At 61.7% G+C, this 24,413-nt stretch carries 21 protein-coding genes and 1 riboswitch; of the genes, 12 read left to right on the top strand and 9 right to left on the bottom strand.

The window, feature by feature from the left end; translation table 11 throughout:
* Position 1 precedes the first annotated feature (1 nt).
* The 7 genes from ACN9MW_RS19030 (at position 2) to ribB (ending at position 6,514) form a co-directional block, all read left to right on the top strand.
* On the top strand, positions 2 to 376 hold the full coding sequence (locus ACN9MW_RS19030; RefSeq protein ID WP_426172241.1) for a FliM/FliN family flagellar motor switch protein: 375 nt from the start codon (positions 2 to 4) through the stop codon (positions 374 to 376).
* A complete protein-coding gene (gene fliP / locus ACN9MW_RS19025; RefSeq protein WP_426162042.1) occupies positions 373 to 1,119 on the top strand; it encodes a flagellar type III secretion system pore protein FliP in 747 nt (248 codons plus the stop codon). The genes ACN9MW_RS19030 and fliP overlap by 4 nt, the downstream gene beginning before the upstream one ends.
* An 11-nt stretch (positions 1,120 to 1,130) precedes the next feature.
* On the top strand, positions 1,131 to 1,403 hold the full coding sequence (gene fliQ, locus ACN9MW_RS19020; RefSeq protein ID WP_055924555.1) for a flagellar biosynthesis protein FliQ: 273 nt from the start codon (positions 1,131 to 1,133) through the stop codon (positions 1,401 to 1,403).
* 6 nt (positions 1,404 to 1,409) lie between these two features.
* On the top strand, positions 1,410 to 2,192 hold the full coding sequence (locus ACN9MW_RS19015; RefSeq protein ID WP_426162041.1) for a flagellar biosynthetic protein FliR: 783 nt from the start codon (positions 1,410 to 1,412) through the stop codon (positions 2,190 to 2,192).
* The gene (gene flhB, locus ACN9MW_RS19010; protein WP_426162039.1) at positions 2,185 to 3,330 is read left to right on the top strand and encodes a flagellar type III secretion system protein FlhB; all 1,146 of its coding nucleotides are present in this window, start codon (positions 2,185 to 2,187) and stop codon (positions 3,328 to 3,330) included. Before ACN9MW_RS19015 ends, flhB begins: the two co-directional genes overlap by 8 nt.
* Entirely contained in the window at positions 3,327 to 5,420 is a 2,094-nt protein-coding gene (locus ACN9MW_RS19005; protein ID WP_426162038.1) for a flagellar biosynthesis protein FlhA, read from the top strand. Before flhB ends, ACN9MW_RS19005 begins: the two co-directional genes overlap by 4 nt.
* A 199-nt stretch (positions 5,421 to 5,619) precedes the next feature.
* Positions 5,620 to 5,770: riboswitch (FMN riboswitch) on the top strand.
* A gap of 102 nt (positions 5,771 to 5,872) precedes the next feature.
* Positions 5,873 to 6,514: a 3,4-dihydroxy-2-butanone-4-phosphate synthase gene (gene ribB, locus ACN9MW_RS19000; RefSeq protein ID WP_426162036.1), complete on the top strand. Its 642-nt coding sequence runs from the start codon at positions 5,873 to 5,875 to the stop codon at positions 6,512 to 6,514.
* 18 nt (positions 6,515 to 6,532) lie between these two features.
* Here ribB and ACN9MW_RS18995 read toward each other — a convergent pair whose 3' ends face one another.
* From ACN9MW_RS18995 to ACN9MW_RS18970, 6 genes are all read right to left on the bottom strand, one after another.
* A complete protein-coding gene (locus ACN9MW_RS18995) occupies positions 6,533 to 7,234 on the bottom strand; it encodes an aquaporin (RefSeq protein ID WP_426162034.1) in 702 nt (233 codons plus the stop codon).
* Positions 7,231 to 9,576, bottom strand: coding sequence for a xanthine dehydrogenase molybdopterin binding subunit (gene xdhB / locus ACN9MW_RS18990; protein ID WP_426162033.1), 2,346 nt, complete (start codon positions 9,574 to 9,576; stop codon positions 7,231 to 7,233). Before xdhB ends, ACN9MW_RS18995 begins: the two co-directional genes overlap by 4 nt.
* Entirely contained in the window at positions 9,573 to 11,060 is a 1,488-nt protein-coding gene (xdhA, locus tag ACN9MW_RS18985; RefSeq protein ID WP_426162032.1) for a xanthine dehydrogenase small subunit, read from the bottom strand. The genes xdhB and xdhA overlap by 4 nt, the downstream gene beginning before the upstream one ends.
* A gap of 17 nt (positions 11,061 to 11,077) precedes the next feature.
* The gene (locus ACN9MW_RS18980; protein ID WP_426162031.1) at positions 11,078 to 12,379 is read right to left on the bottom strand and encodes an NCS2 family permease; all 1,302 of its coding nucleotides are present in this window, start codon (positions 12,377 to 12,379) and stop codon (positions 11,078 to 11,080) included.
* Positions 12,380 to 12,524: 145 nt separating this feature from the next.
* The gene (locus ACN9MW_RS18975; RefSeq protein WP_426162029.1) at positions 12,525 to 14,276 is read right to left on the bottom strand and encodes an allantoate amidohydrolase; all 1,752 of its coding nucleotides are present in this window, start codon (positions 14,274 to 14,276) and stop codon (positions 12,525 to 12,527) included.
* Between the two features lie 129 nt (positions 14,277 to 14,405).
* Complete coding sequence (locus tag ACN9MW_RS18970; protein WP_426172240.1) at positions 14,406 to 15,341, bottom strand: LysR family transcriptional regulator; 936 nt, start codon at positions 15,339 to 15,341, stop codon at positions 14,406 to 14,408.
* Between the two features lie 232 nt (positions 15,342 to 15,573).
* Here ACN9MW_RS18970 and ACN9MW_RS18965 point away from each other — a divergent pair, with 232 nt between their 5' ends.
* From ACN9MW_RS18965 to ACN9MW_RS18950, 4 genes are all read left to right on the top strand, one after another.
* Positions 15,574 to 16,845 (top strand): urate hydroxylase PuuD, encoded by a 1,272-nt coding sequence (locus tag ACN9MW_RS18965; RefSeq protein WP_426162028.1) that lies wholly within the window; start codon positions 15,574 to 15,576, stop codon positions 16,843 to 16,845.
* Positions 16,846 to 16,855: 10 nt separating this feature from the next.
* Positions 16,856 to 18,478 carry an HAL/PAL/TAL family ammonia-lyase gene (locus ACN9MW_RS18960; protein WP_426162027.1) on the top strand — a complete coding sequence of 541 codons (1,623 nt, stop codon included), beginning with the start codon at positions 16,856 to 16,858 and terminating at the stop codon, positions 18,476 to 18,478.
* Between the two features lie 254 nt (positions 18,479 to 18,732).
* Positions 18,733 to 19,629: a hypothetical protein gene (locus tag ACN9MW_RS18955; RefSeq protein WP_426162026.1), complete on the top strand. Its 897-nt coding sequence runs from the start codon at positions 18,733 to 18,735 to the stop codon at positions 19,627 to 19,629.
* Between the two features lie 123 nt (positions 19,630 to 19,752).
* Positions 19,753 to 20,130: a DUF3060 domain-containing protein gene (locus ACN9MW_RS18950; RefSeq protein WP_426162025.1), complete on the top strand. Its 378-nt coding sequence runs from the start codon at positions 19,753 to 19,755 to the stop codon at positions 20,128 to 20,130.
* A 28-nt stretch (positions 20,131 to 20,158) separates the two neighbouring features.
* Here the strand turns inward: ACN9MW_RS18950 and ACN9MW_RS18945 are convergent, their stop codons facing one another.
* From ACN9MW_RS18945 to ACN9MW_RS18935, 3 genes are all read right to left on the bottom strand, one after another.
* Positions 20,159 to 21,535, bottom strand: coding sequence for an 8-oxoguanine deaminase (locus tag ACN9MW_RS18945; RefSeq protein WP_426162024.1), 1,377 nt, complete (start codon positions 21,533 to 21,535; stop codon positions 20,159 to 20,161).
* A 112-nt stretch (positions 21,536 to 21,647) separates the two neighbouring features.
* Positions 21,648 to 23,000, bottom strand: a complete 1,353-nt coding sequence (locus ACN9MW_RS18940) for a uracil-xanthine permease family protein (protein ID WP_426162023.1) — start codon at positions 22,998 to 23,000, stop codon at positions 21,648 to 21,650.
* A 108-nt stretch (positions 23,001 to 23,108) separates the two neighbouring features.
* The gene (locus tag ACN9MW_RS18935; RefSeq protein WP_426162022.1) at positions 23,109 to 23,930 is read right to left on the bottom strand and encodes an outer envelope protein; all 822 of its coding nucleotides are present in this window, start codon (positions 23,928 to 23,930) and stop codon (positions 23,109 to 23,111) included.
* A 129-nt stretch (positions 23,931 to 24,059) separates the two neighbouring features.
* Between ACN9MW_RS18935 and uraH the strand changes: the two genes are divergently transcribed.
* Positions 24,060 to 24,413 carry a hydroxyisourate hydrolase gene (uraH, locus tag ACN9MW_RS18930; RefSeq protein WP_426162021.1) on the top strand — a complete coding sequence of 118 codons (354 nt, stop codon included), beginning with the start codon at positions 24,060 to 24,062 and terminating at the stop codon, positions 24,411 to 24,413.

Raw genomic sequence — 24,413 nt, 5'->3', positions numbered from 1 at the left:
CATGATGAATAACCCGAACGGTTCCAACGACTCCATGCTGGACGATATGTCGGAAGAAATGATCATCGACCAGGTATCGCAGGATTTGAGCGACGTGCCGGCGCCGCGTGCCGGCCGGCGCGACCTGCCTGCCATGATGCGCAAGATTCCCGTCACGCTGACGCTGGAGGTTGGTTCGGCCCGCCTGTCGCTGCAGGACCTGATGCAGATCGGGCCGGACAGCGTGGTGGAACTCGACATGCTGGCCGGGGAACCGCTGACCATCAAGGTCAACGGCACCGCGATCGGCCGCGCCGAGGTGGTGGTGGCCGGCGAAAACTACGGCCTCAAGGTCATCGATCTGGACGGGTTGAACCTCGACATGATGGCGCCATGACGGCGCGCCGCCTGGTGCCCGGCCTGGCGGCCGGGGCAGTGCTGCTATGTGCCTGTGCGCCGGCGTGGGCCCAGGATTTGCTGGCCGGGGTGGTCCCTGGCGCCAAGACCGACTTGTCGGTGAAGATGCAGATCCTGGTCATCATGACCCTGCTGGGCTTGCTGCCCATCATGGTCATGATGATGACCAGCTTTACCCGTTTCGTCATCGTGCTGTCGCTGCTGCGCCAGGCCCTGGGCCTGCAGCAGGGCTTGCCCAACCGTATCATCACCGGCGTGGCGCTGATCCTGACCCTGCTGGTCATGAAGCCGATCGGGGACGCGGTGTGGCGCGACGCTTTCGTGCCCTACGACCAGGACAAGATCGGCTTGCAGGATGCGCTGAAAATTGCCGAGAAGCCGATATCGCGCTTCATGCTGGCCCAGACCAGCAAGGCTTCGCTCAGGCAGATCGCCCACCTGGCCGGCGAAGACGCGATTACCAATCCCGCCGACCATGCGTTCACCGTCAAGCTGGCGGCGTTTGTCTTGTCTGAATTGAAGACGGCATTCCAGATCGGTTGCCTGCTGTTCATTCCCTTCCTGATCATCGACCTGGTGGTATCGTCGGTGCTGATGGCAATGGGTATGATGATGCTGTCGCCGCTGGTGATTTCGCTGCCGTTCAAGCTGCTGCTGTTCGTGCTGGTCGATGGCTGGACATTGACTGTCAATACGCTCGTGACGAGCATACAGGCCTATTAGGTGACAAAGCGATGCTGACGCCCGACGTGGCCGTCGACCTGATCGTCGAGGCCCTGCATATCGTAATGATCATGGTCATGGTGCTGGTGGTGCCAGGGCTGGTGGCGGGCCTGCTGGTGGCGCTGGTGCAGGCCGCAACGCAAATCAATGAGCAGACGCTGAGCTTCCTGCCGCGCCTGCTGGTCACCCTGCTGGCCATTGTCCTGACGGGGCGCTGGATGTCCAGCTACCTGATGGATTATTGCGTGTCGATCTTCCAGCGTGCGGCAACTCTGGTGGGGTAGCGGGCCATGGAACAGGTCCTGGCAAACCTCCTGGTGTGGCTGACGGCAATCTGGTGGCCTTTCGTGCGCTGCATGGCCATGCTGAGCGCGGCGCCGGTGCTGGGCGAGATGATGGTGCCGGTCACTGTGCGGCTGCTGGTGTCGCTGGTGCTGGCGATCATCCTGCTGCCGGTGACCCAGGGGCAGGCGGTGCAGGGCATCGACCCGATTTCGGTGCAGGGCATTGCGGTGACGCTGGAGCAGGCGGTGATCGGCGGCGCGATCGGGCTGGCATTTCATTTTTCGATGTCGGTGATCGGCGTGCTGGGTTACCTGGTATCGAGCCAGGTCGGCTTTTCGATGGCGGTGATGAATGACCCGCTGAATGGCACTTCGTCGGACGTGGTGTCGGCGCTGCTGTCCATGCTGGCCATCGTCGTTTTCTTTTCGATAGACGGCCACCTGGTGCTGGCCGGCGTGATCGGGCAAAGCTTCAAGGCCTGGCCGCTGGGCGGCGGTTATTCGGCGCTGCTGTTGCAGGCGGTGGCGTGGAATGTGGCATGGATCTTCTCGGCCGCCATGCTGCTGGCGATACCGGTGGTGTTTTCCGCGCTGGTGGTGCAGCTTGGTTTCGGTTTCCTGAACCGCGTGGCGCCGACGCTGAACCTCTTTGCGCTGGGCTTTTCGGTGATCACCGTTTTCGGCCTGCTGATGCTGGGCCAGGTGGTGCGCTTCATTCCGCAGCATTACATCCGCATGTCGAGCCGTGTGCTCGACATGATCCAGCAACAGATGGTGCCTCATGGCTGACGATAGCGGCGGCGACAAGTCAGAGAAGGCTTCAGCGCAGAAGCTGAAGAAATCCCGCCAGGAAGGCCAGGTGGTGCGTTCGCGCGACCTGGCGACGGCCATCGGCATCCTGGTGTCGCTCAAGCTGTTCGTGTACATGCTGCCGGACTACCTGCTGGATTTCCGCGAGATCTTCCACCAGGCGTTTGCGCCGCTGGAAGGCGAGGGCGCCCTGGAGAACGTCATGAGCACGGTCTGGCTCAGTTCCGCGCTGCTGCTGGTGAAGATGGTGTTGCCCTTGTTCGTGGTGCCGTTGTTTGTCGTGCTGGGCGCCATGGTGCCGGGCGGCTGGGTGATGAGCGCCAAGAACCTGCAGCCGAAGTTCGAGCGCTTCAACCCGGTGACCAACCTGGGGCGGCTGTTCTCGAAGAAGCATGGCTTTGAACTGCTGGTATCGATCGGCAAGGCAGCGGTGCTGGGCTGGGTGCTGGTGCACATCGGCACCAGTACGGTCAACGAGTACACGCGCCTGCAAGGGCTGGGACTGAATGAAGCCATGATTTCGGGCGCCAACCAGATGCTGAATGGCGTGATGGCCATGGTGGCCGTGTTCATCATCTTCGCCATCATCGACGTGCCGGCGCAGGCTTACTTCTTCGCCGAACAGCAAAAGATGTCCAAGCAGGAGCTGAAGGAAGAATACAAGTCGCAGGAAGGCCGTCCCGAAGTGCGCCAGCGCATCCGGCAACTGCAGCGAGCGATGGCCGAACGGGCTGCGCGCAAGATCGTGCCGGGCGCCGACGTGGTGATCGTCAATCCGGAGCACTATGCGGTGGCGCTGAAATACGACGAGAAGCGCGCCGAGGCGCCGTTCGTGCTGGCCAAGGGCGTCGACGAAATGGCGCTGTACATCAAGCGGCTGGCGCAGGAGAACGGCATCGATGTGCTCTCCCTGCCGCCCTTGGCGCGCGCAATTTACAATACCAGCCAGGTCAACCAGCAGATTCCCGTGCAGTTGTACCAGGCTGTTTCCATGGTCCTGCATTATGTGCTGCAGCTGAAGGCGTTCCGTGAAGGGCGCCGTCCATCGCAGCCCAATCCGCTGGAAGCGGCGCAGGTACCGGTTCCAACTTCCATGAGTGAGGCAGCAACCATATGAATTTCCTGAAGGGCTTGTTCGCAGAAGCGGGACGCCACAAACTCGCCACGCCGGTATTCCTGCTGGCGATCCTGGCGATGATCATCCTGCCATTGCCGCCTATCCTGCTGGACGTCCTGTTCACTTTCAATATCGTGCTGGCCCTGATCGTGATCCTGGTCAGCGTGAACGCCAAGCGGCCGCTGGACTTCTCGGTCTTCCCGACGGTGATCCTGGCTACCACGCTGATGCGGCTGACGCTGAACGTGGCCTCGACCCGCGTGGTGCTGCTGCACGGCCACCAGGGCACGGATGCTGCCGGTAAGGTGATCGAGGCCTTCGGCCAGGTGGTCATTGGCGGCAACTACGTGGTCGGCATGGTGGTGTTCGTGATCCTGATGATCATCAACTTCGCCGTGGTGACCAAAGGCGCCGAGCGAATTTCCGAAGTGTCGGCGCGCTTCACCCTGGATGCCTTGCCGGGCAAGCAGATGGCGATCGACGCCGACCTGAATGCGGGCCTGATCAACCAGGAAAAGGCAGTGCAGCGCCGCAAGGAAGTGGCGACGGAAGCGGACTTCTACGGCGCCATGGACGGCGCCGCCAAATTCGTGCGCGGCGATGCGATTGCATCGATCCTGATCCTGATCATCAATATCGTCGGCGGTGTCGCCATCGGTACCGTGATGCAGGACATGAGTTTCGGCGATGCGTTCAAGCAGTACGCCCTGCTGACCATCGGTGACGGCCTGGTGGCGCAGATTCCGGCGCTGCTGCTGTCGGCTGCGGCGGCGATCATCGTGACCCGCGTGTCCGAGACGGAAGGCGCCGACTTCGAATCCCAGGTGGGCCAGCAGTTGCTGGCATCGCCGAATGTGCTGTTCAGCGCTGCGGCCGTGATGGTGATCCTCGGCCTGGTGCCGGGCATGCCGAAGTTGAGCTTCCTCACCTTTGCCGCGGTGCTGGGCTATGTGGGCTGGCGCCTGTACCAGCGGCAGGGCGCGCCGGTGGTCGACAACATCGCCGCCATCGAGGCAGCGCTGCGCGAAGAGAAAGTGCCAGAGCTCGAATGGCAATCGCTGCCCGTGGTGCAGCCGTTGCAGGTTTCGCTGGGCTACAAGCTGGTGGGCATGATCGACAAGGCGCATGGCGAAGTGCTGACCAAGCGCTTGCGCGGCGTGCGCCAAAGCCTGTCGGAAGCGATGGGCATGGTGCTGCCGCAGATTAACGTGCGCGACGACCTGGGGCTGAAGCCGACGCAGTATGCGGTAGTGCTGGGCGGGTCCACGATTGCGGTGGCCGAAGTGTTTGCAGAGCGCCTGATGGCAATCGCGTCGCCCAACGTTTATGGCCAGATCGACGGCATCCCTGGCGTGGAACCGGCTTATGGCATGCCGGTGACCTGGATCGAGGCAAAGGACAAGGCGCATGCACTGGGGCTGGGCTACCAGGTGGTGGAAGCGCCAAGCGCCATCGCGACCCATGTGTCGAAGCTGATTCGCGAGTACCTGCCGGAGCTGTTCCGTCATGAAGACGTGGCGGCATTGATGGATCGCCTGACTGCCTTGTCGCCGAAGCTGGCTGGCTCGCTGGACAAGGCGCTGACGCACACCCAGTTGCTGCGCGTGTTCCGCGTGCTGTTGCAGGAGTCGGTGTCGCTGAAGGATATCGTGCCGATTGCCACGACGCTGCTCGACTCGTCTGAAACTACCAAGGACCCGATCCTGCTGGCAGCCGAAGTGCGTTGCGCGCTGCGGCGCCAGATCGTGTCCGGTCTGTTCGGCCAGAAGACCGAGATGCTGGCCTTTAACCTGGGCGGCGAACTGGAAAACATGCTGCTTGGCTCCCTGAACCAGGCGCGCCAGACCGGCAAGGTGGTGCTGGATAACTATCCGATCGACCCGCACCTGCTGGCGCAATTGCAGGTGAACATGCCGGTGGCGCGCGAGCAGATGAAGCAGCAGGCAACCCCGCCGCTGCTACTCGTGCTGCCGCAGATCCGGCCGCTGCTGGCGCGTTACGCCCGCTTGTTTGCGCCTGGGCTGCACGTTCTGTCGTATAACGAAGTGCCGGAGAATCGCGAAGTTTCGATTATCGGTACGGTGGGCTGAAACCGGCAAACCAGGGTCAGACCCTGTACGGTCTCCAGGTCCCGGGTTTGGTTGTGCGCCTCTGACTTTCGGCGAAGATCAATACCGCTCAACCCGAACCCGCTGCCCGAAGACCGTACGGGGTCAGACCCTTGGGTCTGACCCCGGTTCACCGGTTTTGCTGGTAGAATCCCAGCGCCTGCAACGTGCAGGCAAATAATTACGTCTTCGGGGCGGGGTGCAATTCCCCACCGGCGGTAAGGACAGCAATGTCCAAGCCCGCGAGCGCCTGCCTGGCTGCATAGGGCAGGGTCAGCAGACCTGGTGCGACTCCAGGGCCGACGGTATAGTCCGGATGAAAGAAGATGTGCGCTGTTGCGCGTGGATGCCTGTCCGCCTTGCGGGCTGGGTAGCTGCGCCTGTTCGCTTGCCCTGGAGCGTTTTTCGTTAACTTTTAGCGAGGAGCGTTTCCTATGTTGTCCCCTGAATTGTCCCTTCAAAGCACCGACCTCGAAGCCCGTATCCACGCGGCGCTGGAAGCCATGCGGGCCGGTATCCCTGTCATCCTGCTGGACGACTTCGACCGCGAGAACGAGGCCGACCTGATTGTCGCCACCGATCGCCTGACGGTCGAGACCATGGCCCTGATGATCCGCGAATGCAGCGGCATCGTCTGCCTGTGCCTCACCGCCGAAAAAGTGCGTGAGCTCGAACTGCCACCGATGGCTGCTGAAAACGGCAGCAAGTACGGCACCCCGTTCACGGTCTCGATCGAGGCACGCCACGGCGTGACAACCGGTGTATCGGCCGCTGACCGTGTCACGACCATCCGTGCCGCCGTGGCGCCTGGCGCGCGCCCGGAAGACGTGGTGCGGCCCGGCCACGTCTTCCCGCTGCGCGCCACGCCAGGCGGTGTCCTGATGCGCGCCGGCCACACCGAAGGCTCGGTCGACCTGGCCAGCATGGCTGGCCTGTCGCCATCGGCCGTGCTGTGCGAGCTGATGAATCCGGACGGCACCATGATGCGTGGCGACGCCATCGAGCGGTTCGCACAGCTGCATGGCATGCCGATCCTCACCATCGCCGAATTGATTGAGTGGCGAAAGCGCAGCTGATTTCCGGTCACGGAGCGGTCAATAGGTTGACGCGCGGCGAACGTCCGGTTCAGGCTCTCGAAGTTTCGCTGGACTATGCAGCCAGGTGACAAGGACAGTCGCTGCCATTGCGCCGAGCAATTGGGCAGCGACGTAGCCGGGTACATCTGCAAAGCGTATGCCTGCCACCGTATCCGTCGCGGCCCGGGCCAGGGTAAGGGCAGGGTTGGCGAACGAGCTCGATGCCGTGAACCAGTAAGCGGAAGCGATGTAGGCAGCGACGGCAAACGGCGTCAACGACGGCCGGCTGCGTGCGCAGCCGCTGATCACGAAAATCAGGCCGAAAGTTGCCATGAACTCGCTCCACCACAGCGCTGTACCGGTCCTGGAGTGGGTCGCCATGGCAAACAACGGTTCGCCGAACATCGCGTGCGCAGCGGCAATGCCGGCGAACGCGCCGAAAACCTGCGCCGCCGCGTAGGGGAGGGTGTCGCTCCACTCCATGCCGCCTTGCCAGGCTTCCGACAGCGTGACGACCGGATTGAAATGAGCGCCGGAGATCGCGCCGAACGCCAGGATCAGCGCCAACAGGCCGGCGGCGCTGGCGACTGAATTGGCGAACAAGGCGATTGCGGCATTGCCGCCAGCCAGGCGGTCGGCCATGATGGCGGAGCCCACCACCACGGCCAGCAACAGTGCCGTGCCAAGGCCTTCTGCGGCAAGGCGTCGCGCGAGCGTCATGCCTGGGCGCGAACGGCATCGACCGCGTCGAGGATCGCTTCACCTGTGGCAGGGGCGCGCAGCGGCGGATTGATGCGGTAGTTGCCGACCGAGGCCACGGCATCGCGAATGGCCAGGAAGACGGAAAACGGCAGCAGCAGCGGCGGTTCGCCGACCGCCTTGGAACGGTGGATGCTGTCGAACGGGTTGCGGTTCTTGAACAGGCGCACGTTGAAGTGATCCGGGCAATCGGACACGCCCGGGATCTTGTAAGTAGACGGTGCGTGCGTCATCAGCTTGCCGTGCTGGTTCCACCACAGTTCTTCGGTTGTCAGCCAACCCATGCCCTGGATGAAGGCGCCTTGCACCTGACCTGTATCGATGGCGGGGTTCAGCGAATTGCCGGCATCGTACAGGCAGTCGGCCTTCAGCAGCTTCCATTCGCCGGTCAGGGTGTCGACGATCACCTCGGACACCGAGGCGCCGTAGGCGTAGTAGCCGAAGGGGTTGCCGCTCATGGTCTCGCGGTCCCAGCTCAGCCCAGGCGTGGCGTAAAAGCCATCGGACCACAGTTGCACGCGGGCCAGGTAGGCTTTCTGCACCAGGTCGGCGAACGGGATCACGGTTTCGCCCGCGAACACGGTGCCGTTGGCGAGGATGATTTCCTCGGCGGCCACGCCGAACGACTTTGCGGCGAAATCCACCAGGCGCCTGCGCAGCGTGTGCGCGGCATCCTGCGCGGCCTTGCCGTTCAGGTCTGCGCCGGTCGAGGCGGCGGTGGCGGAGGTATTGGCGACCTTGCTGGTATCGGTGGCGGAAGCGCGCACGCTGGACAGCGGAATCCCCAGCTCATGCGCCACTACCTGGCATACCTTGGTGTTGATGCCCTGGCCCATTTCGGTGCCGCCGTGGTTCACCAGGACCGAGCCGTCGACGTAGATGTGTACCAGTGCCCCGGCCTGGTTGAAGTGGGTGACGTTGAAGGCGATGCCGAACTTCACCGGAGTCAGCGCCAGGCCTTTCTTCAGCACGGGGCTGGTGGCATTGAACGCATGGATGGCTTCGCGGCGGGCGCGGTAGGCGGTCTCGCTTTCCAGTTGCGCCACCAGTTCGTGGATGACGTTGTCCTTTACCTTCTGGCCGTATTGCGTGATATTGCGGCCTTCCTCGTCGTTGCGGCCGTAGAAGTTCAGCTTGCGCACGTCCAGCGCATCCTTGCCGAGATTGCGGGCGATTTCATCGATGATGTATTCGATGGCGATGGCCCCTTGCGGGCCGCCGAAGCCGCGAAAGGCGGTATTCGACTGTGTGTTGGTCTTGCCTGCCATGGCGCGGATGTCCACGTCCGACAGGTAGTAGGTGTTGTCGAAGTGGCAGATGGCGCGCGTTGCCACTGGTGCGGACAGGTCTGCCGAGAAGCCGGCGCGCGTCACCATCTGCACTTTGGCTGCGGTGATCAGGCCCTGGCTGTCGTAGCCGATTTCGTACTCGTAGTAGAAGCAGTGGCGCTTGCCGGTAACCATCATGTCGTCGTCGCGGTCGGCGCGCAGCTTTACCGGGCGTTTCAATCGCGCGGCGCTGACTGCGGCGCAGGCGGCCCACAGCGCGGACTGGGATTCCTTGCCTCCAAAACCACCCCCCATGCGCCGGCATTCCACCACCACGGCGTGTGACGGATAGTGCAGGGCGTGCGAGACCACGTGCTGCATTTCGGTCGGGTGCTGGGTGGAGCAGTAGACGTGCATGCCGTTGCCTTCCCTGGGAATGGCATAGGAGATCTGGCCTTCCAGGTAGAACTGCTCCTGGCCGCCGACGTGCAGTTTGCCTTTGAGGATGTTCGGGGAGCGCTCGAATGCTGCCTGCGCTTCGCCCCGTGTCAGGCGCATTGGCGGCACCACGAACGATTCTGCGTCGCGCGCGGCTTCCGGCGTCAGGATGGCTGGCAGTTCTTCGTACTGGATATCGGCCTTGCGGGCGGCGCGGCGCGCATTGTCGTGGGTGTCGGCTACCACGATGAAGATCGGCTGGCCGACGTATTCCACCTTTTCTTCGGCGAGGATCGGGTCGTCGTGGATGATCGGGCCGCAATCATTGGTACCGGGGATGTCCTTCCAGGTGTACACGGCGGCCACGCCTGGCATGGCTTTCACAGGCTCCAGGTTGAGCGACAGGATGCGTGCGTGTGCCTTGGCGGAGAGGCCCAGCGCAGCGTGCAGCGTGCCTTGCGCTTCGGGGATGTCGTCGGTGTAGACGGCTTCGCCGAGCACGTGCAGGATGGCCGATTCATGCGGATGGCTCTGGCCAACTTCGGACCAGCCCTTGGCGGCGCCGAGCGTCATGAACTGTTCGGACTTGCTGTTCATGCGGCGGCTCCTTCCTTGAATGCGTAAGCGTTAACGTAAGTGCTTGGTATGGCGTCTTCCGGGCGGGTCTCCATCCAGAAGCGGCGCAGCAGGTTTTGTGCAGTGCGCATGCGGTAATTGGCGGAGGCGCGCATGTCCGTCAGCGGCGTGTAGTCGCGTGCCAGGGCGTCCATGCAGGCGCGCAGAGTGGCCTCGTTCCACGGCTGGCCATTGATGGCTGCTTCGGCCTGTGGTGCCCGGCGCGAAGTCGCCGCCATGCCGCCGTAGGCGATGCGGGCATTGCGAACGACGCCGTCTTGAAGTTCGAGCGAGAAGGCGGCGCACACGGCGGAGATATCCTGGTCGTAGCGCTTGGCCAGCTTGTAGGTGCGGAACTGCTGGCCGGTGCGCGGCTGGGGGATGCGCACGGCTTCCACGAATTCGCCGGGCTGCCAGTCCTTCTTCATGTAATCGAGGTAGAAGTCCTGCAGCAGCAGGACGCGCTGGCCTTTATCGGAACGCAGCACGATTTCGGCGCCGAGCACGATCATCCATGGCGCGGAATCGCCGATCGGCGAGCCGTTGGCGACGCTGCCGCCCAGGGTGCCGGTGCTGCGGATCGGCTGCGAGGCGAAGCGCTGCCACAGTTCGTGCAGCGAGTCGTTCGGATAGAGCTCCAGCACGGCTTTGTAGGCGTCGTCCAGCGAAACGGCAGCGCCGATCTCCAGCTTGCCGTCGACGCTGGCGATACGGTGCAGTTCCTGCACCTGGCGCGTGTAGATCACGTCGCCCAGGTTGCGCATCTGCTTGGTGACCCACAGGCCGACGTCGGTCGAGCCGGCAAGGATGGTGGCGGTCGGCTTGGCCGCGCGCAGGGCCGTCATTTCGGCCAGGGTGCGCGGCGCGTGGAACGTCTGGCCGTCGTGGGTGTAGCTGAACATGGTATCTCGTTGCAGGCCTTGCAGGACTGCCTTCAATGCGTCGCGGTCGAAGCCGACCGCCGGCAACTCGCCCATGCGGGCGGCTGCATCAATAATCGGGCGGTAGCCCGTACAGCGGCACAGGTTACCGGACAATGTCTCATCGATCGTTTTGCGGCATGGTGGGGTGGTTTGGCCTTCCTGTTTCAAGTACAGGCTCCAGAGCGACATGGCGAAGCCGGGAGTACAGAAACCGCATTGGGAGCCATGGCATTCCACCAGGGCTTCCTGCACCGGGTGAAGGCCGCCATCTGGCTGTTTCAGGTCTTCCACCGTGAACACTGCCTTGCCGTCCAGGGTTGGCAGGAACTGGATGCACGAATTCACGTTGCGCATTTCCAGTTCGCCATCCACCAGCGAGCCGATCACCACGGTGCAGGCGCCGCAGTCGCCTTCGGCGCAGCCCTCCTTGGTGCCGATGCAATGCAGGTCTTCCCGCAGGTGTTGCAGCACCGTGCGGGTGGGGGCGGCGGAATCGACTTCCTGCACGCGCCCCTGGTAGAAGAAACGAATCGGTTGGGACATCTTTGCTACTCCTTGCTTCAGCCGGGGATGTAAATCATTTTGAACAGGAACACGCCTGCAACACACCAGATCATTGCGCTGACTTCCTTGTATTTACCGGTCAGCAGTTTCAGGCCGGCGTAGCTGATGAAGCCCAGCGCCAGGCCATTGGCGATCGAATAGGTGAAGGGCATGACCAGTGCGGTGACCACTGCCGGAACGCTTTCGGTGGTTTCGGCCCAATTCACTTCCGCCAGTTCGCGCAGCATCAGGCAGGCGACGAAGAACAGGGCGGGTGCGGTGGCGTAGGCGGGGACCACGCCGGCCAATGGCGCGATGAACAGCGCCGCCAGGAACAGGCAGGCGATGGTGACGGCGGTGAGGCCGGTGCGGCCGCCCGCCTGCACGCCAGCGGCGCTTTCGATGAAGGCGGTGGTGCTGGAAGTGCCCATCACGGAACCGGCGATGATGGCGCCGGAGTCGGCCAGCAGCGCCTTGTTCATGTTCTTTGGCAGCTTGCCGTCTTTCATCAGGCCGGCGCGCTGGGCGACGCCCATCAGGGTGCCGGTGGCGTCGAACAGTTCAACCAGGAAGAACACCATCACGACGGTGAACAGGCCGTGCGACACCGCGCCGACGATGTCCAGCTTCATGGCCGTCGGCTCGATCGATGGCGGCAGCGAGACGATGCCGTTGAAGTGGTTGCCGCCGAAGAAGAAGCTCAGGGCCGTCACGGTCATGATGCCGATCAGCAGGGCGCCGGTGACGCGCAGGCGGTCCAGGGCAACGATCACCAGGAAGCCGATAATTGCCAGTACCGGTGCAGGTTTGTGCAGGTCACCCATGGTGACGAAGGTAGCGGGGCTGGAAACCACGATGCCGGCGTTCTTCAGCGAGATCAGCGCCAGGAACAGGCCCACGCCGGCCGGGATGGCGATGCGCAGCGACGGCGGAATGGCGTTCATGATCTTCTCGCGAATGCGCAGCAGGCTGACGATCATGAAGCAGCAGCCGGAAATGAACACGGCGCCCAGTGCGGCTTGCCACGGGAAGCCCATGCCTTGCACTACGCCGTAAGCGAAATAGGCGTTCAGGCCCATGCCAGGCGCCAGGCCGATAGGGAAGTTGGCATACAGGCCCATGATCAGGGTGCCGACGGCGGCCGCGACACAGGTGGCCACGAAGACCGAGTCCTTGGGCATGCCGGCATCGCCGAGGATCGATGGGTTGACGAAGATGATGTACGCCATCGTCAGGAAGGTTGTAATGCCAGCCAGCACCTCGGTGCGCACGTTGGTGCCGTGCTCGCCGAGCTTGAAATAGTTGTCCAGGAATTGCATTTGGGTTGTCTCCGTTTAGTTTTTAGCGCCCGAAATCCCGCCTCTCCGGGCGGGCAAATATGGCGGCCCTGCGCTGCTTGTTTTAACAATATCGTTGAAGGTCTCCTTTTCGGCTTCTATGCCGGGGCATATTGGCTATCTCGAATTAGCTATAGTTGCGCAAAAAGCTCAGCAGGATGCGGGCCGACAGGTCTGCGTCATCGTCCGTCATGGTCTCCAGCGGGTTGTGGCTGATGCCGCCGTTGCCGCAGCGCGTGAACAGCATGGCGACGTCGGTGACGCGCGACATCAGCATGGCGTCGTGGCCGGCGCCGGAGGCGAGGTGGAAGGCAGGGATGCCGTGGCGCTCCACTGCGGCTGCCAACTGCTCCATCAGGCGCGGCGCGCAGGGGGCGCAATCGGCGGCAACGGTTTGTTCAATTTGCCAGGTGATGTGGCGCCTTTCGCACACTTTTTCGATGTGGGCGAGGATGTCGTCCACGGCAGCATCACGCGCTGCATTGTTGGCTGCGCGGATGTCGAGCGACAGGGTACAGGCACCCGGGATGACGTTGGTGGAACCGTTCGGCACCTGCAGCTGGCCGACGGTGCCCACCAGGGCAGAATCCTGGTCCTGTGCGCAGCGCTGTTCCACGTACAGGATGATTTCGGCGGCGGCGGCGGCGGCATCCTTGCGCATCGGCATGGGGGTGGTGCCGGCGTGGCTGGCGACGCCTTTCAGCTCCACCAGGTAGCGCTTGCTGCCGGCGATGGAGGTCACCACGCCGACCGGCAGGCCGCGCTCCAGCAATACCGGGCCTTGTTCGATATGGACTTCGACGAAGCCAAGCAGGTCGGATGGATCGCGGGCGATGTCGGCAATCGCGTTGACGTCATGATCGGCGTCGGTCAGCACGTCGCGCAGCAACTGCCCATCGCGGTCGCGCAAGTCCAGCAGTTTCGGATCGAACTGGCCGATGACGGCGCTGCTGCCGAGGAAGGTGCTCTTGAAGCGCACCCCTTCTTCTTCGGCGAAGCCGATCACCTCGAGGTGGAAGGGCAGGGTTTCGCCGGTTTCATGCAGGTGCTTGACGACGGCGATGGCGGTCAGGATGCCCTGGCGGCCGTCGTACTTGCCGCCGTTGCGCACCGTGTCGTAGTGCGAGCCAGTGAGAAGGGTGCGTGCCTGCGGATCGGTGGACAGGTAGCGGCCCACTACGTTGCCGACCGCGTCAATGTGGGCGTGCATGCCGGCCTCGCGCATCCACTTGGCCAGCTGGTTGGCGGTGCGGCGGTGCACAGGCGTCATGTAGGTGCAGGTGAGGCCTTGCTCGTCCTCGCTGATCGCGCCGATCTCTTCGGCCCATTCCATGATGTCGCGGCCCATGTGCGGCACATAGGACAGCAGGGCGTTCAGGCGCATCTCTGCAATGCGGTGGATCTGGCGCAGCGCCTCGCGCTGTTCGTCGTCGGCCTGGTTGCGCAGCCGGCGGCGAAAGGCGGCAATGATGGCCTGGCGCGACAGGCCTTTGCCGTCGCCGCCCTTGACCGCCAGGATGAAGGGGAAGCCGAATTTGCTGTTGTAGGCGGCGTTCAGCTCCTGCAGCACGGCGAATTCTTCCTTGGTGCAGAGGTTGAGGCCCGCCTTGGCCTGCTCACCGGTGGATTCAGGCGTCAATTCGCCGGCCACGGCGGCTTTGCCGGCAAGCTCCGGGTGGGCGCGGATCAGGCCCAACTGCTCGTCGTCGCTGGCATCCGTGACGACCGTTTGCAGGCCCAGTTTCAGCTCGTCGATGGTGCGGAACGGGCGCTGCGCGGCGGCGCGCTGCGGAATCCATGGGGAATGCTCGTACAGGCCGTGCAGGATCTCGGTAAAAGTCTCTGCGTCGCAGGTATTCAGTCGCTTCAGGCTCGTCATCGTGCTTCGGGCCGCCGCCTGGCGACGGCCCGCTCCAAGTAAGGTGTTCTGGGGAATGGCGAATTGATAATAGAGGCCCGGCGGGCAGGAGATATAACGCTGGGCCGATATCAGCTATCTGGGGCGGTTTTATTTCACCAGCAGGCGGGCGGCTGCGCTGACCTGGGCGCGCAGCCACTTGTGCTCGGTGGCGTGGTGGGCACGCTCGTGCCATAGCTGGTAGAAGCTCAGCGGCGGGAAATCCAGTGGCACCTTGTATGACTTCAGGCCGAGCAGGTTTTCGTAGAAATTGGCGAATTGTTTGCCACTCGTCAAAACCAAATCTGTTTGCTGCACGATGTAGGGCAGCATGCGAAAGTGTGCCGATTCCACAACAATATTGCGCTCCATATCGCGCTCTTCGAGGAAGGAATCGATGTTGCCGTGGTAGCCGGGCAGTATTTGCGCTGGGGCAACGTGGGGCAGGGTGAGGTACTCCTCGGGCGTCATGCCGTCTTTCGGCGTGCGGCGGGCGTAGGCGCTGTTGGCGCGCATTAGGCACACGATCGGGTCGTCGAACAGCTTGGAGATGTGCAGGTGCTGGGGCGGCTCGTCCCAGTTGCCGACCACCAGGTCCAGGTCGCCATCCGACAACAAGCGCACGTAATCGATGTCCGGTCCCAGCGAGTGGATCACCAGGCGGCTGCGCGGCGATTCGCGGCGCAGGCGGGCAATCACCTCGGTGAAGAACTGGGTGTTCATGTAGTCCGGCGCGGCGATATGGAAGGTGCGCGCTTCGTCCTGCGGCACAAACGCAGTCTTTGGGCTGAACAGGCTTTCGGTTTCGTCGAGGATGCGCTTGGCGGTCTTCAACAGGCTTTCGCCGTGTTGCGTCGGCACCATGCCGCGGCCGCCGCGCACCAGCAGCGGGTCGCCGGTCAGGTCGCGCAATTTGCGCAGCGAGCCGGAAATAGAGGGCTGCGGCTGGTTCAGTTTAAGCGCCACCCGCGATACGTTTTTCTCCACCAGCAGCAGGTACAGAATACGGATCAGGTGGATGTCTAAGTGTTCTGGCAATCTGGACATCATGGTCTCCGAATATTATTTATTTGGATTTATCCATGAGAGGTTCGCACCTTCCGGGGCACGAAACTATATCTCCAGGACTATGCGAGTTATATAGCAAATGGAAGGTCTCCCGCGCCAGCAACCGATATCGTTCCATCCACGCAGGTCGTAGCGGCGGCGATATAACGACCGTTTGGTTCACCTGAAGTGCCCGCCAGAGGCAGGTGAACGGACTGAATGGATAAAAATCATGGAGACTTTATTCGGCCCTTACGGGGTGGAATGGCTTAACTTGCTGGTTCGCTGGCTGCACCTGATCACAGGTATCGCCTGGATCGGCGCCTCGTTTTACTTCGTATGGCTTGACAACTCGATCCGTCCCCCCAAGCCTGGCAGTCCGCTTGCCAGGAAGGGCGTGATGGGCGAGCTGTGGGCCGTGCACGGCGGCGGCTTCTATAACCCCCAAAAATACCTGGTAGCGCCGGATGAACTGCCGGAAGACCTGCACTGGTTCAAATGGGAAGCCTACGCCACCTGGCTGAGCGGCTTCGCCATGCTGTTCATCGTCTACTACTTCAATGCTTCGGCGATGATGATCGATAAGAATGTGGCGGACCTGACCTCCCTGCAGGCAGTGGCCGTTGGCATAGGCACGCTGGCGGGAGGCTGGCTGGTGTACGACACCCTGTGCAAGACCGCGCTGGCTGAAAAGCCTGCCGTGCTGGGCACCGTGATGTTCGTGCTGATTGTCGGCGCGGCATATGTGCTGACCCATACCCTGAGCGGCCGCGCAGCCTACATCCACGTTGGCGCGATGATCGGCACCATGATGGTCGGTAACGTGCTGTTCGTGATCATTCCTGGCCAGCGCAAGCTGGTGGATGCGATGGCCAAGGGCGAGTCGCCTGATCCGATCTACGGCAAGCGCGCCAAGGTGCGTTCGGTCCACAACAACTACTTCACCTTGCCTGTGCTGCTGATCATGATCAGCAACCACTACGCCATGACCTACAGCCACGCATACAGCTGGCTGGTGCTGGCCGCCATCATGGCTGCTGGTGTGCTGATTCGCCACTTCTTCAACCTGCGCCATGCGGGCAAGGTTTCGCCTGCGTTCCCGATCGCGGGCGTGATCCTGCTGGCGGGCGTGGCTGTGGCGATCGCGCCGGCGCCGCGCAAGGCAGTTGCCGCGCCGGCGACCGTGGCCGCTGCGGTGGATGCCGATGGCCACGCCGCGCCAGCCGCCGCTGCCGCACCGGCCGCCCAGGCCAGCCTGTCCAGCGTTCAGCAAGTGGTGACGCAGCGCTGCGCCTCGTGCCACTCCGCGACCCCGACCCAGGCGGGTTTCGCATCAGCCCCGGGCGGCGTGATGCTCGATACCGAGGCCCAGGTTAAACAGCACGCCGCCAAGATTTACCAGCGCGCCGTGCAGAACAAGGATATGCCGCTGGCGAACATGACCCATATGACCGACGCCGAACGCCAGTTGATCGGTACCTGGTTCGAAACCAGCGCAAATTAAAGGAAGAGAAATGAGCAACGTAACTATCGACGGCTTCAACCTGACTGCCGAAGAAGTCCTGGCCGTGGCGCGCAACGGCGCCAAAGTCGAGCTGTCCGCCACTTCGCGCGCGGCGCTGAAGGAAAGCCGCGACTACATCGAATCCACCTGGATGCACGACGAAGCGCCGATGATGTACAGCTTCAATACCGGCGTTGGCCTGCTGAAAGATACGCGTATCAAGGTCGAACACATTGAACTGTTCCAGACGCAGTTGATCAAGGCCCATAGCGGCGGCATCGGCGAACCGTTTTCGGAAGAAGTGAGCCGCGCCACCATGCTGCTGCGCGCAAACGCCTTCGCCAGCAACTACTCGGCGCCGCGAGTGGAAGTAGTGGACCGCCTGCTGGCCTTCATCAACGCCGGCATCCATCCAGTCATGCCGCAGAAAGGGTCCGTAGGCGCATCCGGCGACCTGGCACCGCTGGCTTACCTGGCAGCAGCCATCGCCGGCTTCGATGAGGCGGAAGTGATGTACAAGGGCCAGCGCATGCCTGCTGCCGAAGCGATTACGCGCGCCGAAGTCGGCCCGGTAAAGTTCGATCTCAAGGCCAAGGATGCCTCGGCACTGATCAACGGCTGCACCGCCTCGCTGGCCGTAGCCGTGCTGGCGGCGAAGGACGCGCGCGACCTGCTGACTGATGCCTGCCTGTCGCTGGGCCTGACGCTGGAGGCCATGCGTGCGGAAATGTCGGCTTTCGACCCGCGCATCCAGCAGGCGCGCCCGCATCCCGGGCAGATCAAGACTGCATCGGTCGTGCGCAAGCTGCTGAAGGGGTCCACCCGCACCACGCATGAGGCACGTGCCGTCCAGTTTCCCGACGAACTGCGACGCACCGACATTCCCTACACCCCGCGTATCCAGGACGTGTACTCATTGCGCTGTACGCCGCAAGTCTACGGTCCCGTGTTCGATGCGCTGGACTACATTGACACCATTGTAAAGAACGAGATCAATTCGGCCACCGATAATCCTCTGATTTTCGGCAAGGATGGCGGCGGCTTCGAGATCATCTCGGGCGGTAATTTCCACGGCCAGTACCTGGCGCAGGCAATGGATTTGCTGGCCATGGCGGTCACGGACCTGGGCAGCATCTGTGAGCGCCGCGTGGCGCGCCTGATTGATCCAACTCTGTCTTGGGGCCTGCCGCGCAACCTGATGTCGGGCCTGCGCGGCGTGAACACCGGCTATCCGGTGGTGCAATGCTCGCTCAGCTCCCTGGTGATGGAGAACCGCACGTTGTCGATGCCGGGCAGCGTGGATTCCATCCCATCCAAGGCCAACAGCGAAGACCACATCTCCAACTCCACCTGGTGCGCACGCAAGGCCCACACCGTGGTGCAGAACACGCAATACATCGTGGGCGTGGAAATGCTGCTGGCCGCACAGGCGCTGACCATGACCGAGAATCTGCTGCCAGGCTTCAAGCTGGGCGAGGGCACGCAAGCGGCTTATGACGAGATCCGCAAGCAGATCCCGGCTTGCCTGGATGGTGACCGCTGGTTCCACAACGATATCCAGGTGGCGCACAGCTTTGTGACCAGTGGCTCGGTACGTGAGGCAGTGAGTGCAAGGGTCGGTGAATTCATTTAAACCTCGCTGACTTAAAAAATGAAGATGGCCCGCGAGGGCCATTTTCATTGGAGCCGACCTGGCTTGTTTTCAAAATTGCAAGATGGTAAGCTGCGAAAAGTTCCGGAGCGAGTCAAGAAATGAACAGGTCCTTTTCGTTGGCATCGGCAATCACCGCAGTGACCATATATGCGTCCGCGACGACTCATTGTTCTGCGGCGCTTCCCCTGTGCGGAAGCATTTCGACTGATGCGAAAAAGGTATCACTCGCCTCCATGGATATCAAAACGCAGGTCTATTTTACGCACCGTGAAGGGTCGCTCTTCAAATCAGACTTGGCAAACCAGAGTAGCAAGCGCCTGGCTGAACATGAATTTGCGAACGGCGTGAACATGACGCAATCTCCGGATGGCCGCTGGCTAAGCTATCTGGGAGTGCGTGCTGGGGGAACGAGAATGCAGTATTGGCTGCTTGACCGGCATGCCAATTCCAACCGCCTCGTCTACGAACAGCCCTCGCTGGGAGCGTCTTCCCCCTCATTCTCACCGGACAGCAAGTACCTCGTCATCGGGGTATCTGCTGGCCTCTTCCTTTTCGATACAGCGACACTGAAGCGGACGAAATTGACGCTGCCGGTTTCCATTCCGGTAAAAGAAATAATGACATTGACCAGATGGTCAAAAGACAGCACCGAGTTGCTGATTCTGGTGCGCAGCAACCTTCATAATGGACATGAAGTCCCGTTTGAGTTCCTCTCTTATCGGCCGGCGTCGAACTCGTTCGAGAAACTCGCCGCCAAGTACGAATCGAACAGCGGACATTCGTTCATACGAAACGGTCGGGAGATTCCCTCTTTCGAGGATCTGATCCCGCGCTCATCTTATGCACCCAAAGCGGAAAGTTCTCGAGGTGGGACATGGCACGCGTTTGTCGAAAACAAAGCTGATTCAGAACCGCATGTGCTCAAACTTCGGAACCGCAATGGCAAGATCAAGACAGTCGCCAGCATACTGGGTGCCAGCTGTGGACGGATGCTCATCTCCGGCTGGCTTGATGAAGACCATCTCGTTATCAGGCACGGTTTCAATGAATTCCTCGTAATTGAAGCGAGCAGCGGCGATATCGCGGAGCTTCCCGAGGAGTTGAAAGCCTCCGAGAAATTTACCTGGTAACTTGAGTTTCGCCCTGATCCGGTGGCGCAGGACATTGCCACTTTCGGTATCGTTTTCTATTGTACGCGCCGGTATCCAGCATTTCCATAGAATTACATTTTTCATAATTTATTGAGAGTTTGTATGATTCGGAAAATGCTTAAAATCACAGCTTCCACCGTTGTGTTGATCTCAATGTCCAATGCTTGCGCACAGGAAGATGCGGTCGGCGAGGTTGAGGTGACCGATACGCTGATCAGCATCAGCGGCAGTGGCCATCAGCGTACGTTTGCTTGCGATGGACGGAAACTCGAGGTCGTCGGTACGGGGCATGTCGTGACCACCACTGGGGTGTGCAGCGAGGTTGAGATCCTGGGCGTCGGCAACGTTGTCAATACCGAGGTGAAGCCCAAAGGGCGTCTCAGCATCACTGGTACAGATCACACAGTCCGTTGGAAATCCGAAGGCAAGATTGCGCAAAGCGTCACCGGGACCGGGCACCGGATCAGCCGCGTCAAATAGCCGGGATTCCCTGCCGCCCGGCCGTCGTTCATGCGATCCTTCGCGTTCCTGCCGCCAAGGCCAGGTTGGCTGCCAAATGGTTATGACGTTCGATCACCAATGGCAGGTCGATCGTCTGCAAGATCCCGTTTTTCACTACGAGCTTTCCGTTGATGATGCTGTAATCAACATTTGCCGGGGTGCAGAAAACGAGTGCCGCTACCGGGTCGTGCAGGGCGCCGGCAAAGTTTGGCTGGTTCAGCTTGAACATGACGATATCTGCGGACATGCCGGGCTTGAGGGCGCCGATATCGTCGCGGTTCAGGACTTTGGCGCCGCCCAAAGTCGCCAGCTCCAGCGCCTGGCGGGCAGACATCGCGTCCGGGCCAAAGCCGACCCGTTGCAGCAGCATGGCCTGGCGCACTTCTCCCAGCATATGGGCGCCGTCGTTTGATGCGGAGCCATCGACGCCCAGGCCAACCGGCACACCGGCATCGACCATTTTGCGGATCGGGGCGATGCCTGAGGCCAGGCGCATGTTGGAGCATGGGCAGTGCGCGACGCCTGTGCCTGTTTTTGCGAACATGTAGACGCCTTCGTCATCAAGCTGCACGCAGTGCGCGTGCCAGACGTCATGGCCTACCCAGCCGCAGTCTTCGGCGTATTCGGCCGGAGTCATGTTGAACTTCTCGCGGCTGTACGCAATGTCATTGACGTTTTCTGCCAGGTGGGTGTGCATTGATACGCCGTGGCTGCGTGCAAGTGCAGCGGCCTCCTTCATCAGGTCGCGCGAGACCGAGAACGGTGAGCAGGGCGCCACGACGATGCGCTGCATGGCGTGGCGCGCGGCGTCATGGTAGGTCTCGATCAGGCGTTGCGTGTCGCGCAGGATCGCTCTTTCATCCTCGACTACACTGTCGGGCGGCAGGCCGCCTTTTGACTGGCCCACGCTCATTGAGCCGCGCGCGGCGTGGAAGCGCATGCCGATTTTTGCGGCGGCTTCGATGCTGTCGTCCAGCCTGCAGTCGTTCGGGTAGATGTACAGGTGGTCGCTGCTGGTGGTGCAGCCGGACAGGATCAGCTCCGACATGGCGGTCAACGTCGACACGTGCACCATTTCGCTATCCAGGTTGGCCCAGATCGGGTACAGGTTGGTCAGCCAGTCAAACAGCTCGCCGTTCTGCGCCGCAGGGATGGCGCGCGTCAGGCTTTGGTACATGTGGTGGTGGGTGTTGACCAGGCCTGGAATCACTACGTGGCCGGAGGCGTCAATGATTTCGTCTGCCGATTGCGGTAGTTCGGAAGTTGGGCCTACCTGTTCGATCACGTTGCCGCGTACGTAGATTGCGCCGTTGTCGATTTCGCGGCGTTGTTCGTCCATGGTGACAACTACGCGCGCATTCTTGATCAGGAGAGTTTTGCTCATTCAATTTTTCTCGAAATGATTAAACACTGCGGAAACAATGCGCGGGGCAATGCGGAAACAATGTCAGGGAACGGTCCGGTCCCGTCACGTGCCGGTGCAGGACCGCGGGAGTTTAGCCGACTTTGGGAATCAGCATCGGCTGCGGTACGTCATCTTCTTCATCCTCGTCATGTTCGGCTACCGGTCGGTCCGGCAGCACCAGGTTCAGCACGACGGCCACGATGGCGGCGGTCGAGATGCCAGAGCCGAAAATTTCGTGCACGAAGGCAGGCAGCTTGGACAACAGTTCGGGCCGGACCGATACCGCCAGGCCGCAGCCAACCGAAACTGCGATGAGCAGTCCGGTGCGCTTGTCATGTTCCACGTTGGACAGCATCTGGACGCCGGCCGCAATAATCATTGCAAACATCATCAGGCCGGCGCCGCCCAACACCGGCTGCGGGATGGTCACGACGACTGCGCCGAGCACAGGGAACAAGCCGGCCGCCGCCAGGAACACGCCGGTCAACGCCACCACATAGCGGCTGGCAACGCCGGTCAGCGAGATGACCCCGACGTTCTGTGCGAACGTCGAAACCGGTGGAGCGCCCAGCACGGACACGAAGGCCGAACCCAGGCCGTCGCACAGCACGCCGCGGCACAGCAGCTTGCCCTTCATCTTGGTATTGGTCGCCGAGCCTAGCGCCATGAAGGTGCCCGTGGTTTCGACGATGGTCACGACGTAAGCCAGTGCCATTGCCAGGATGCCGCTCAGCGGAAAGCTCATGCCGAAGTACAGCGGCTGGGGAACCGCGAACACCGCGGCATTCTGGACGGCCGAAAAATTCACCAGTCCGAGTCCCAGGCAAACGCAATAGCCGATCGCGATGCCAATCACCACCGCGGCTGCGGAAACGATGCCTTTGCCGAATTGCACAAGGGCGATCACGGTCGCCAGAACGAACAGGGCAATGCCGAGGTTGGTCGGATCGCCGTAGTTCGCCCCCGCGTTCTTGCCGCCGGCGGCCCAGTCCACTGCGACAGGAACGAGCGACAGGCCGATCATGGTGACGACGACAGCTGTCACCTGGTGCGGGAACAGCTTACGGATCTGCGGCATGAAGAAGCTGCCGAGGATCATGATCGCGGAGCCTGCGAGCGAGGAGCCGAGTATGCCAGGCACGCCGTGCTCCAGGCCCACGCTGATGGCGGCGCCGACGAAGGCGAAGCTCGTGCCCATCACGCAGGGCAGGCGGATGCCGACCCGGCCTACACCGATGCACTGGATGGTGGTGACGATGCCGGAGCCGAGGAGGGCGGCGTTGACCAGGGCGACTATCTGGTCGGCGGGAAGTTTCAGGACTGCGCCGACCACCAGCGGGACGGCGATGATGCCGCCCAGGGCTGCCAGCATGTGCTGGGCGGCGAGGAGGGCGGTTGTGATTGGCGGTGGACGGTCGTCCACCTGGTATAGCAGGTTGTTCATGGTGTCTCCGTTATTGGATTTTTGTCTGAACTACTTTTTCCGGTGCTATCCGGCATGCCGCTGCGGGTCAGCTTAGGGGACGGCTGGAAGACCGTGCCCCTGCATCAATCAGAAATGGTACTCCGCACGGATCATCGGGGTTTTTGCCGTGCTGCCGGGGATATTATGCGGATTCCCGAACTTGTTGCGCCAGTATTGGTATTCCAGGCCGGCTTTGAAGCTGTTTGGCTTGGCGCCCACGTGGCCGCTCAGGTCATACATCACCTGCGCGTCGATGTTCACCTCTGGAGAAGTCTGGCCGCCGAATTCGTCCTTGCCCTTGTTGCCGATCCAGTTGGCGTAGCCTTCAAAGCTGAAGCCCGATCCGAGAGGAATGCCCCAGGCGGCATTCAGCATGGCGTGCGTGTCGTATTTGTAGCGCTTGGCGACGCCCAGCGGCTGGTTGCTCTCCCACATGCCGAGCAGGCTAACATTCAGGAAGCCCGGCACGTCCAGCATCAGGGTTGGGCCGGCCACGATCATGCGCTTGCGCGAGTTGTAGCTGTCGTCGTTCTTGGTGTTCCAATCGAAGCCCGCGGTGATGCCTACGCCACGTACCGGACCGAATTTGAGGTCCTTGCCGCTTACTTTGCCCAGGTCCAGGGTGTGGCGGTACAACAGGTAGGCTTCGTGGGCGTTGTTGTCTTTGCCGTCGGAACGCAGGAAATCCAGGTTCATGTAGTTGCCGCCGTATTTGTAGCCGTCGACATAGGTCCAGTTCAGGATCTGCTTGTTGATGTCGTTCGGGTTGTACGGTTCTGCGAATTTGCTGCCGTAGCGGTAGCCAATCGAGGTGTCGCTCCAGTCGGCGGCGCTGGCTTGCTGCGCGCCCATCGCCAAGGCCAGGACAGCGATAGTGCCCGCTGCCGCTACGCGTAATGCTTGCTGCATGGTGTCTCCTGTATTTTTTGATATGGAGACCCGATTATGTCCGTGCACGTCATGGTTGATATTCACCACCGTGTATATATCGCAATGGCCCGACGTATATGATTTTCTTCATTCACAAGAGGAGACCATATGGGCAAACTAAGTACACACGTCCTGGATATCAGGCAGGGCAAGCCTGGCGCGGGCGTAAAAGTGAAGCTTTTCCGCGTTGAGGGGAACACCAAAGTGTTGTTGAAGACCGACATCACCAACCAGGACGGTCGCTGCGAAACGCCTTTGCTGACTGGCGGCGAGGTCGTGACGGGAAAATACGAGCTGGTTTTTGCGGCCGGAGACTATTTTGCGGCGCAAGGCGTGGCATTGCCGGAGCCGCGCTTCGTCGACGAGGTGGTCATCGCCTTCGGCATTGCGGACGCCGATGCGAACTACCACGTGCCGATCGTGGTGTCGCCTTGGGCATATTCGACGTACCGCGGCAGCTAG

Source organism: Pseudoduganella sp. R-34, assembly GCF_049904655.1.
Classification (GTDB): domain Bacteria; phylum Pseudomonadota; class Gammaproteobacteria; order Burkholderiales; family Burkholderiaceae_D; genus Rugamonas.
The sequence above is the reverse complement of the archived record's forward strand: the minus strand, read 5'-3'. Positions and strand labels throughout refer to the sequence as shown.